Origin of the sequence: Kocuria rhizosphaerae, from assembly GCF_044462265.1 — a bacterium.
GTDB lineage: Bacteria > Actinomycetota > Actinomycetes > Actinomycetales > Micrococcaceae > Kocuria > Kocuria rhizosphaerae.
On record NZ_JBISWL010000104.1, the window covers coordinates 1 to 8137 of the forward strand.

Here is an 8137-nt window from a genome sequence, read left to right on the forward strand (position 1 = left end):
CCGCAGCCGGAGGGCCCGACCAGGACGAGGAACTCCCCGTCGGCGATCTCCAGGGACAGGTCGGTCACCGAGGGCGAGGCCGCCCCGGGGTACTGACAGGTGACACGGTCGTAGACGACAGAAGACATGAGCGGTGTTCCTTTCAGGAGCGTCCTGCCCGGGAGGACCGGGGGACGGCGCGGCCCGGGCGGTTCGCCGGCGCCCCGCCGAGGCGGCGGGCGCGACCGGGGTGGTCGGAAGCAGCGGACGAGGATGGATGCGTGAGTCAGGTCACTACTGTAAGCGCTATCAGAAGTGGTGTCCATACCTTTCATCATCCTTGTTCCGCAGGGGTTTTCGACCTGAGAGCGTTTACAGATGGCCTGAATCCGGCCTACGATGAATCGCATGTCCACGACCTTCGGCGAACTCCAGTCGCTGCACCTCACGTCCGTCCACGACCGCGATCACGAGCCCGAGTGGTGGCGCTCGTCGGTGATCTACCAGGTGTACCCCCGCTCGTTCCGGGACCTCGACGGGGACGGCGTCGGCGATCTCGCCGGCATCACCGCCGAGCTGCCCCGGCTGGCCGAGCTCGACATCGACGCGATCTGGCTCTCGCCCTTCTACCCCTCCCCCCAGCTCGACGGAGGCTACGACGTCAGCGACTACTGCGACGTCGACGCCGCCCTCGGGACGCTCGAGGACTTCGACGCGCTCGTGGCCGCGGCCGACGCCCACTCCGTGAAGGTCATCATCGACCTGGTGCCCAACCACTGCTCCCGGGAGCACGTGCTGTTCCGGCGAGCCCTCGCCGCCGCCCCCGGCAGTCCGGAGCGGGACGCGTTCGTCTTCCGGGACGGCAGGGGCGGGTCGGGGGAGCTGCCCCCCAACAACTGGAAGTCGCACTTCGGCGGTCCGGCCTGGACCAGGGTGGTCGAGGCGGACGGAAGCCTCGGCCAGTGGTACCTGCACCTCTTCGACTCCTCGCAGCCCGACTTCAACTGGGACGACGAGCTCGTCCGGGCCGAGTTCGAGCGGATCCTGCGCTTCTGGCTCGACCGCGGGGTCGCGGGTTTCCGGGTCGACGTCGCCCACGCCCTGGTCAAGGCGCAGGGCCTGCCCGACTGGGGAGGCCGCGCCGACGGCGGCAGCGTCCCCGGCTTCCCGTTCACGGACGCACCGATGTTCGGGCAGCCGCAGATCCACGACATCTACCGCCGCTGGCGGGAGGTCCTCGCGGAGTACGACGGCGAGCGGATCCTGTGCGCCGAGGCTAGCGTGGAACCGCTGACGCGCCTGGCCGACTGGGTGCGCCCGGACCAGATGCACCAGACGTTCAACTTCTCCTACCTGGCGGCGCCGTGGGACGCCACGGAGCTGCGCCGCATCGTCACCTCGTCCATCGAGGCCTTCGACGCGGTCGGCGCCCCGACCACCTGGGTCCTGTCCAACCACGACGTCGTCCGGCACACGACGCGTCTCGGCCAGGGCGACGCCGTGGCGCGCCCGGGCGACGGCATCGGGGCGGAGGACGAGCAGCCCGACCACACCCTGGGCACGCGCCGGGCGCGGGCCGCGTCCCTGCTCATGCTCGGCCTCCCGGGCGGGGTGTACCTCTACCAGGGCGAGGAGCTGGGCCTGCCGGACCACACGACCCTGCCCCACGAGTTCCGGCAGGACCCCACCTACCGCCGCACCGCCGGTGAACGCCTGGGCCGCGACGGCTGCCGGGTCCCGCTGCCGTGGACCAGGACGGGGCCGTCGTGCGGCTACAGCGCCACCGGCGCGTCCTGGTTGCCGCAGCCGGAGGGGTGGGCGGAGCTCTCCCGCGAGGCGCAGAGCCAGGACCCGTCGTCCACGCTCTCCCTCTACCGGACGGCGCTGAGCCTGCGGCGATCGCACGGGCTCGGCTCGGGCTCCCTGGCCTGGGCGGAGGACCTCGGCGGGCAGGATTGCCTAGGATTCGTCAACAACGACGTCCTGGTGCTGCTCAACACGGGCACCACCCCGGTGGAGCTGCCAGACCTGCCGGTCCTGGCGCGCAGCCGCCCGGGGACGTCCATGCCGCGTGTCCTGAGCCCGGAGGAGTGCATATGGCTGCAGACGGCCGAGCCCACGACGACGACGCCGTGAACCCGCCGCGGCTCCAGGACGTCGCCGACCGGGCCGGCGTGTCCACCGCGACGGTCTCCCGCGCGCTCAGCGGCAAGGGCCACGTCTCCTCCCGCGCCCGGGCCAGGGTGCAGCAGGCGGCCCACGAGCTGGGCTTCGTCGTGTCCTACCACGCGTCGAGCCTGGCCAGCGGCCGCAGCCGCAACATCGGCGTGGTGCTGCCCTACGTCGACCGCTGGTACTTCTCGACCGTGCTCGAAGGCGTGTCGGCGGCCCTCACCGAAGCCGGGTACGACCTGGCCCTCTACAACTTCCAGGGCGACCGCTACCGGGAGACCGTCCTGACGGACTTCCTCCTGCGCAAGCGGCTCGACGCCGCCGTGGCGGTCGCCCTCCCCCTCGATCCGGCGGAGACGGACCAGCTGCTCTCCGGCGGGATCCCGGTGGTGGGGGTCGGCGGTCCCCTGACGGGCGTGCCCACCATCAGCATCGACGAGGCCGACGTCGGCCGCCGCGCCACGGAGCACCTGATCCACCTGGGGCACCGGCGGATCGGCCATCTCGGCGGCGAGGAGGAGCAGCCCCGCTACTTCGCCATGTCCAGCGGCCGGCGCGCGGGCTACGAACAGGCGATGGCGCAGGCGGGCCTGCCCGTGGAGCCTGCCTGGTCGCTCATCGCCGACTACTCGTTCACCGACGCGTACCAGAGGGTCAAGAACCTCCTGGCGGACCCCGCGGACCGCCCCACGGCGATCTTCAGCGCCTCCGACGAGATGGGGGCCGGGGCGATCCTGGCCGCGAGGGACCTCGGGCTCACCGTCCCCGGGGACCTGTCCGTCATCGGCATCGACGCGCACCCCCTCGGGGAGGCCTTCGGGCTCACGACCATCGACCAGCAGGCCCGGCAGCAGGGTGTCCGTGCCGTCGGCCGTGTTCTCGAGCAGCTGGCCGGGACGGCCGGAGAACCGACGGACGAGATCATCCCCGCCCACTTCGTCGTCCGCTCCTCCACCGGCCCGGCCCCCGCCTGACCCGCTCCGGCGGCCATCACGGCCGCACGGTTCCCGACCGGGCACAGGGCTCTGCACGCCCCCTTCCGGCGAAGCCGTCCCCACCCCTCACGCCTCGAGACCTCAGGAGAGTGCACGGATGACGACCGGACTGCCGACCACCAGCACAAGGACCGACCGTGGAGGAGCCGTGATGAACCGGCTGTGGAACCAGCCCCACCATGACGGATCGGCGATGTACGTCTCGAACCCCTCCCCGGGCCTGGGCGAAACCGTCACGATGTTCCTGCGGGTCCCCAGGGCCAGCGGTGTCACACAGGCCCTGCTGCGGGTGTGCATCGACGGGGAACAGGCCCTCGTCGGAACGAGAACGGACCGGCAGGACGAGCACGAGGTCTGGCTGCGCGCCGACGTCCGGGTGGAGAACCCGATGGTGAACTACCGTTGGCTGCTCGACGGAGGCCCCGGCGCCTACCGGTGGCTCAACGGAACAGGTCTGCACACCCGCGATGTCACCGACGCCTCCGATTTCCGGATCACGACCTACGCCCCGCCGCCGGCGTGGGCCGACGACGCGGTCCTGTACCAGATCTTTCCCGACCGGTACGCGAAGTCCGTCGACCGGCCCGCCCCCGACTGGGCGATCCCGGAGGCGTGGGAGAACGGGGTCATCGGCCGAGGACCGGAGACCCCCTACCAGTACTACGGCGGGGACCTCGACGGGATCGTCGACCACCTGGAGCACATCGCCTCACTCGGTGCGAACACGGTCTACCTGACACCGACGTTCCCGGCTCGTTCCAACCACCGCTACGACGCGTCCAGCTTCGACCACGTGGATCCGCTGCTCGGCGGAGACGCCGCCCTCGGCCGCCTGTCGGACGCCCTGCACGCCCGTGGCATGCATCTGCTCGGAGACCTCACGACGAACCACTGCGGCGACGCCCACGAGTGGTTCAGGACCGCGATCGACGACCCGCACAGCCCGGAGGCCGGCTTCTTCCTCTTCACCCGGCATCCCGACGAGTACGTGTGCTGGTTCGGGCACAAGTCCCTTCCCAAGTTCGACCACAGCAACCCCGAACTGCGCCGACGCCTCTACGAAGGCCCGGACTCCGTGGTGGCCCGGTGGCTGGGGCCCCACCGGCTGGACGGATGGCGCATCGACGTCGCCAACATGACGGGACGGCACGGCACCACCGACCTCAACCACATGGTGTCGACCACTCTGCGCCAGACGATGGCCGCAGCCGACCCCGAGTCCCTGCTGCTGGCCGAGCACAGCCATGACGCGTCCCAGGACCTGCAGGTCGACGGCTGGCACGGCGTCATGAACTACGCCGGATTCACCCGTCCGGTGTGGCAGTGGCTGAAGCCGGCCTCCCCCGTGCCGTTCGAACCGGGCCCCTTCACGGCCATCCCCCGGCTGTCGGGAGTGGACGTGGTCGGCTCGATGCGCGACTTCGCCGCCGCCGCCCCGTGGCGGGCCACCGCACACGCCCTCAACCTCGTCGGTTCCCACGACACCATGCGGATCGCCACCATGCTCGGGGACCGGCGACTCGTGACCGTGGCGTTCGGCCTGCTGGCCACCATGCCCGGCATCCCCATGCTCTGGGCGGGGGACGAGATCGGCCAGGAGGGCCTCAACGGCGAAGACGGTCGCCGCCCCTTCCCCTGGGACGACCCCGGCGGATGGGACCACGAGAGGCTCGCCACCACACGAGCTCTTTTCGGCGCACGTCACCGATCCGTGGCCCTCCGCCACGGCGGAATGCGGTGGCTCGCCGTGGGCGAGGACGCCTTCACCTTTCTGCGGGAGTCGCCCGGTGAAGCCGTCCTCGTCCACGCCGCGCGCGCCGACCACGGCTCCGTCCGGCTGCCCGCTCACGTCGTCGGCACCCACCTCAGCGGGCTCGCCGGCACCCCGGACCTCCACGCCGACTCCGACGACACGATCACCCTGCCCAGCGGCGGACCGGCCTTTTCCCTGTGGCGCTGCGCCTCGCTCGACCGACCCCGCCGTCCCGTGGCCCCGGCCACCACCCCGAAAGGAAAGAAATCCCGATGACTGCTTCTTCCCCCATCCGCTCCTCGACCGGCGAGCACTCCCACGACCCGGACTGGTGGCGCCAGGCGACCGTCTACCAGATCTATCCCCGCAGCTTCTACGACGCGGACGGCGACGGGCTGGGCGACATCGCCGGCATCACCGCCAAGGTCCCGTACCTCGCCGGGCTGGGGGTCGACGCGGTGTGGCTGAGCCCCTTCTACCCCTCGGCGCTGGCCGACGGCGGCTACGACGTCGACGACTACCGCGACGTGGACCCGAAGCTGGGGACCCTGGCGGACTTCGACGAGATGACCGCGGCGCTGCACGAGGCGGGGATCAAGCTGATCGTCGACATCGTCCCCAACCACTCCTCCGACCGCCACGCGTGGTTCCGCCAGGCCCTGGCCTCCCCGGCCGGTTCGCCCGCCCGCGACCGGTACGTCTTCCGCGACGGGCTGGGCCCGGACGGCGACCTGCCGCCCTCGGACTGGCAGTCCGTCTTCGGCGGGCCCGCCTGGGAGCGGATCACCGAGCCCGACGGCACGCCGGGACAGTGGTACCTCCACCTGTTCGCCAAGGAGCAGCCGGACTTCAACTGGGACAACGAGGAGGTCCGGGCGGACTTCCTGAGGACTCTGCGCTTCTGGTCCGACCGCGGCGTGGACGGGTTCCGGGTGGACGTGGCGCACGCGCTGACCAAGCACCTGCCGGAGTCCCTGCCGACCTGGGAGAACCTGCCGGACCCGGACGTCCACCACGGCCACCACCCGTTCTGGGACCGCGACGAGGTGCACGAGATCTACGCCCAGTGGCGGTCGGTCTTCGACGAGTACGACCCGCCGCGCACCGCCGTGGCCGAGGCCTGGGTCCACCCGGACCGCCGGGCCCGCTACGCCAGCCCCGAAGGACTGGGCCAGGCCTTCAACTTCGACCTGCTCACCGCCGACTTCGACGCCGGCCGGTTCCGCTCGATCATCGCCAAGAACCTCGCCGAGGCGGCCGCCACCGGGGCCTCCTCCACCTGGGTGTTCTCCAACCACGACGTCGTGCGCCACCCCACCCGCTACGGGCTCGCCGCCGAGCCGGCCGACGCCGCCGAGGAGACCACCGGCGCCCCCATGGAGGGCGGCCGCGGCGCCAAGGGCTGGCTGCTCGCCGGCGCACCGGCCGAGCGTCTGGACCGGGAGAAGGGCCTGCAGCGGGCCCGGGCGGCGACCCTGCTCATGCTCGCCCTGCCCGGCTCGGCCTACCTGTACCAGGGCGAGGAACTGGGCCTGCACGAGGTCGCCGAGATCGCCCCCGGGGACCGGCAGGACCCGGCGTTCTTCCGCAACCCCGGGGTCGACATCGGCCGCGACGGCTGCCGTGTCCCGCTGCCCTGGAGTCCGGACGGCACCGCATACGGGTTCAGCGCCACCGGCGCTCACCTGCCCCAGCCGGAGTGGTTCCGCGACGCCGCCGCCGAGGCCCAGGAGCGGGACCCCGACTCCACCCTGAACCTCTACCGGGCCGCCCTGGCTCTGCGCGGCCGGCTGCAGGGCCCCGAGCAGCTGGACTGGGTGGACGAGGCCGACCCGCAGGTCGTCCACTTCGCCCGGCCCGGTGGTTGGCACAGCGTCACCAACTTCGGCTCCGCCCCCGTGCCGCTGCCCGACGGCGAGATCCTGCTCGCCAGCGGGCCGCTCGAGCACGGCGCCCTGCCTCCCGCCACCACGGCGTGGATCCTGCGCTGATCACCACGACCACGGCTCCCCCGGAACCGGCCGCACCCCTCACGCCTCGAGACCCCAGGAGACTGCACGGATGAAGATCGGACTGCTGACCAGCGGCGGGGACTGCCCCGGCCTCAACGCCGTGATCCGCGGGGCGGTGCTGCACGGGATCAAGACCTACGGCCACGAGTTCGTGGGCTTCCGCGACGGCTGGCGCGGGGTCGTGGACGGCGACATCATGGACCTGCCCCGCACCCGGGTCCGCGGCCTGGCCCGGGAGGGCGGGACCATCCTGGGCACCTCCCGCACCAACCCCTACGAGGGCCCCGGCGGCGGCCCCGAGAAGATCGCGGTCATGCTCGAGCGCCACCACATCGACGCGATCGTCGCCGTCGGCGGGGAGGGCACCCTGGCCGGGGCCAAGCGCCTGGCCGAGGCCGGGCTGCCCGTGGTCGGGGTCCCCAAGACCATCGACAACGACCTGCAGGCCACCGACTACACCTTCGGCTTCGACACCGCCGTGTCCATCGCCACCGACGCCATGGACCGGCTGCGCACCACCGGGGAGTCCCACCACCGGGCCATGGTCGCGGAGGTCATGGGCCGCCACGTCGGCTGGATCGCCCTGCACTCCGGGATGTCGGCCGGGGCCCACGCCGTGCTGATCCCCGAGCAGCAGGTCTCCATGGACCAGGTCTGCGCCTGGGTGAGCGAGGTCCACGACCGCGGCCGCTCCCCGCTGGTCGTCGTGGCCGAGGGCTTCATCCCCGAGGGCGCCGACGACGTCGTGGCCGGCAGGGGCACCGAGGCCTCCGGCCGGCCCCGCCTGGGCGGGGTCGGGGAGCACGTCACCGAGCAGATCGAGGCGCGCACCGGCATCGAGACCCGCAACACCATCCTGGGCCACATCCAGCGCGGCGGGGCCCCCACCGGCTTCGACCGGGTCCTGGCCACCCGCTACGGCCTGGCCGTGGTCGACCTCGTCCACGCCAAGCAGTGGGGGAAGATGGTCGCCATCCGCGGCACCGACATGGTCCGCGTCCCCTTCGAGGACGCCCTCGCCGGACTCAAGACCGTCCCCCAGCACCGCTGGGACGAGGCCAAGGTCCTCTTCGGCCGCTGACCGGGCCCCGGGGGCGTGCGCTAGCCGTGCGCCCCCCGGGGCCCGCGCAGGAAGCCCGAGCGCCGCCCGACGACCTGCCCGGCGTCCGGAGCGACGACGACCTGCTGCGCGGCGGCCCAGCGCTGCCCGTCCTCCGTGACGACGA

General features: G+C 72.2%; 5 protein-coding genes and 1 pseudogene. 5 read left to right on the forward strand and 1 reads right to left on the reverse strand.

The window, feature by feature from the left end:
* Positions 1 to 128 (reverse strand): annotated as a pseudogene (locus ACH9EU_RS12020) (sugar ABC transporter ATP-binding protein); the annotation flags it as partial.
* A gap of 259 nt (positions 129 to 387) precedes the next feature.
* On the opposite strand from ACH9EU_RS12020, the gene ACH9EU_RS12025 reads away from it, so the two are divergent.
* The 5 genes from ACH9EU_RS12025 (at position 388) to ACH9EU_RS12045 (ending at position 7992) form a co-directional block, all read left to right on the forward strand.
* A complete protein-coding gene (locus tag ACH9EU_RS12025) occupies positions 388 to 2115 on the forward strand; it encodes a glycoside hydrolase family 13 protein (RefSeq protein ID WP_396414147.1) in 1728 nt (575 codons plus the stop codon).
* On the forward strand, positions 2076 to 3125 hold the full coding sequence (locus ACH9EU_RS12030; RefSeq protein WP_396414148.1) for a substrate-binding domain-containing protein: 1050 nt from the start codon (positions 2076 to 2078) through the stop codon (positions 3123 to 3125). The genes ACH9EU_RS12025 and ACH9EU_RS12030 overlap by 40 nt, the downstream gene beginning before the upstream one ends.
* Positions 3126 to 3243: 118 nt before the next feature.
* Positions 3244 to 5175 (forward strand): alpha-amylase family glycosyl hydrolase, encoded by a 1932-nt coding sequence (locus ACH9EU_RS12035; RefSeq protein ID WP_396414149.1) that lies wholly within the window; start codon positions 3244 to 3246, stop codon positions 5173 to 5175.
* On the forward strand, positions 5172 to 6890 hold the full coding sequence (locus tag ACH9EU_RS12040) for a glycoside hydrolase family 13 protein (protein WP_396414150.1): 1719 nt from the start codon (positions 5172 to 5174) through the stop codon (positions 6888 to 6890). Before ACH9EU_RS12035 ends, ACH9EU_RS12040 begins: the two co-directional genes overlap by 4 nt.
* Positions 6891 to 6960: 70 nt before the next feature.
* Positions 6961 to 7992, forward strand: coding sequence for a 6-phosphofructokinase (locus tag ACH9EU_RS12045; RefSeq protein ID WP_396414151.1), 1032 nt, complete (start codon positions 6961 to 6963; stop codon positions 7990 to 7992).
* Positions 7993 to 8137 lie beyond the last annotated feature (145 nt).